Below are 2,465 nucleotides of genomic sequence, written 5' to 3'. Positions count from 1 at the left end.
TGATTGCCAAGCATATTGCGATGCACTCGCTGGCTAAATCGAGCTTTGCCGGATTGGTTAATTACATTACCGACGATCAAAGCAAAAACCACCGCTTGGGCGAGGTCAGTATGACTAACTGCATGGCGGATGAGCTGGATATTGCGGTGGAAGAAGTGCGGGCAACCCAGACGCTCAATACCCGTGCCAAAAGCGATAAAACCTTTCATTTATTGGTGAGCTTTCGCCCTGATGAAAAGCCCAGCGCCGAGGTATTAAAAGCGGTTGAAGCCAGGCTTTGCGAAGGCTTGGGCTTTGCTGAACATCAGCGCATTAGCGCTGTCCACAACGATACCGACAATCTACATATTCATATTGCGATCAACAAAATCCATCCTGAACGGTTAACCATTCACGAGCCGTATTATCCGTATAAGACGTTAGCCAAGCTCTGTGCCAGTTTGGAGCAGGAATACGGTCTTGAGGTGGATAACCACGAACCCAGGCGCACTGTGGCCGAAGGCCGCGCGATGGATATGGAGGCGCACTCTGGCATTGAAAGCCTGTTGGGCTGGATTAAGCGCGAGTGTTTGTCTGAAATTAAAGCCGCCAACTCTTGGCAGCAGTTGCACCAAGTGATGCAGGAAAATGGCCTGGAACTGCGCGCGCGTGCCAATGGTGTTGTTTTTGAATCGCAAAAAACCGGCACACAGGTTAAAGCCAGTTCCGTTTCTCGTGATTTGTCCAAATCAAAATTGGAAAAACGCCTTGGCGCTTTTGAAGCGGCCAAAGAAAAAGCCACTGAGCCGATTGAACCGATTCAATCGGCAACCCCCATCAAACCGGCAGCGCCCAAAAAACAATACGAGAAAAAGCCGGTTCGCTTTGGCGTGGATACCACCTTGCTTTATGCCCGTTATCAAAACGAGCAAAAGCAGCGCACGCATATTCAAAAGACCCGCTTAGAGCAACTGCGCAAGCAAAAAGCAAAACGTATTGCCGATGCCAAAGGTTCGGCCAGTATCCGCCGTGGCTTGATAAAACGGATGGGCGGGCGCGGACTTGCCAAGAAAATCTTCTACGCACAGGTGAGCAGTTCCCTGTTGGGCGACATTGGGAAAATCAATGCCGAGTACCGCCAAAGCTGCCAGGCGCTGTATCAAGAAAACAGCCGTGCCAGTTGGGCGGACTGGCTTAAGCAGCAAGCCATCCAAGGCGATAGCGAAGCGCTAAGCGCCTTGCGGTCGCGTGGAAGTGCCAAAGGCTTTAAAAACCGTGCCTTGCACAGCGTGCAAGGCGGGCGAGCAGGTGCAGTCCCATCCGCCACCAAAGCACAGACCACCACGCCCCAACGCGCCGCAGACCTGTTCGGTCTTGGCGTATCCGTGCCGAAGGCGCAGTACAAACCGGCGCTTTCGGTTCCGGTTCAAGACAACATCACCAAGAAAGGCACGGTGATTTACCGCGTAGGCGCCTCGTCTGTGCGCGATAACGGCAATGGCTTGCAGGTTGCAAGCACCGCCCGCCCCAAAGAAATGCAGCAAGCGCTGCAATTTGCCGCACAGCGCTACGGCAGCCAGCTCTCGCTCACCGGCGATTTGTTGTTTAAGGCACAAATGGTACGCGCGGCAGTGGACGGCCATCTGCAGGTGAGCTTTGCCGACCCGCTTTTGGAAAAGAAACGCCAGCAACTGATGGAGGACAAACAGCGTGGACAATCAATCGGAGCCGGACAGCACCGAGGACGAACTGGACGCCTTGCTGCAAACCATGGACAGGCCGCCACAAATACCCAAGGCAGGGGAAGCCACACCGCCAGAGCGCCCAAGCAGGACACTGGGCGCTTTGGGACGCCTCCCCCACCGGTTGCCCGAGACCGTCTGCACGGACTGTCAGAGCGCGCTCTGGCTGGCCTCAAAACAGGAATTGAAATGCTACTGCCGCCTGCTGTTTCAATTTTCTTTCAGCAGTCAGCAGCCGAATCCCATTCTCTACTGCGACGGGGCGCAGCAGGAATAACAAACCGCTTGAGCGATTGGGCACAAGCGCTAAAGCCAAGCCCGCAAGCCAAGGAAAAAAGCCAGGCGCAAGGGCACCATCAAGACGGAGGACGTAGCCGGTGAACGCATTAACCCAAAACCATAACGGCCATGCCAATAATCGGTTCAAACTGTTATCGGGACTGGTTTTATTTTCCCTGTTGGCAGGATTACAAGCGGCCACCCAGTTTTTTGCGTTTAGCTTTGATTATCAAGCGGCACTTGGGGCGCACTTGAATCACCTTTATACGCCCTGGTCAATCCTGTTATGGGCAGCGCAATGGTACAGCCTGTATCCCAGTGCCATCATGCAAGCCGCCGCTATCGGGATGCTGGTCAGCATGGGCGGATTACTGCTGACGTTTTTGCTGAAAACGCTGCTGAGCAATACCGCGCGCGCCAGTGAAACCTTACACGGCAGCGCCCGTTGGGCAAACAAAAAAGATA

1 protein-coding gene and 1 pseudogene are annotated in these 2,465 nt (G+C 54.1%); both read left to right on the top strand.

Going from position 1 to position 2,465, the window contains the following annotated elements; translation table 11 throughout:
• A partial coding sequence (gene traI, locus AXE65_RS11270) for a TraI/MobA(P) family conjugative relaxase (RefSeq protein WP_068392397.1) occupies positions 1–2,102 on the top strand: 2,102 nt, incomplete at its 5' end.
• Positions 2,099–2,465 (top strand): annotated as a pseudogene (locus AXE65_RS11265) (hypothetical protein); the annotation flags it as partial. The gene traI and the pseudogene AXE65_RS11265, both read left to right, overlap by 4 nt.

The organism is Ventosimonas gracilis, from assembly GCF_001580025.1.
Taxonomy (GTDB): domain Bacteria; phylum Pseudomonadota; class Gammaproteobacteria; order Pseudomonadales; family Pseudomonadaceae; genus Ventosimonas; species Ventosimonas gracilis.
The sequence above is the reverse complement of the archived record's forward strand: the minus strand, read 5'-3'. Positions and strand labels throughout refer to the sequence as shown.